Origin of the sequence: Psychrobacter sp. GW64-MNA-CIBAN-0177 (genome assembly GCF_040309585.1) — a bacterium.
Lineage (GTDB): Bacteria > Pseudomonadota > Gammaproteobacteria > Pseudomonadales > Moraxellaceae > Psychrobacter > Psychrobacter okhotskensis.
This window is the reverse complement of sequence record NZ_JBEOOY010000349.1, coordinates 1-261: the sequence shown is the minus strand read 5'-3', so window position 1 is coordinate 261 and position 261 is coordinate 1. Positions and strand designations below refer to the sequence as shown.

Below are 261 nucleotides of genomic sequence, written 5' to 3'. Positions count from 1 at the left end.
GCATTATATCGCCTTGGCGTTCACGCAGTGGGGGAAGGGTTATTACATCAAAAGCCAGGCGGTCGAGCAAATCGCTTCTAAACTCACCTTGCTGTGCTAAATAAGGTAAATCTTCGTTAGTAGCGCACACTAAACGCGTATCTACTTTTATTGTTTGTTTACCCCCTACACGCTCAAATTCACCGTACTCTATTACGCGTAGCAGTTTTTCTTGTACCATTTCGGAGGTGTTTGCTAGCTCATCTAAAAATAAAGTACCGC

At 43.7% G+C, this 261-nt stretch carries 1 protein-coding gene; it reads right to left on the bottom strand.

The annotated features are described in order from the left end of the window. Positions 1 to 261: sigma 54-interacting transcriptional regulator (locus AAEY79_RS15395; protein WP_352289390.1), on the bottom strand; the 261-nt coding region annotated here is incomplete at both ends.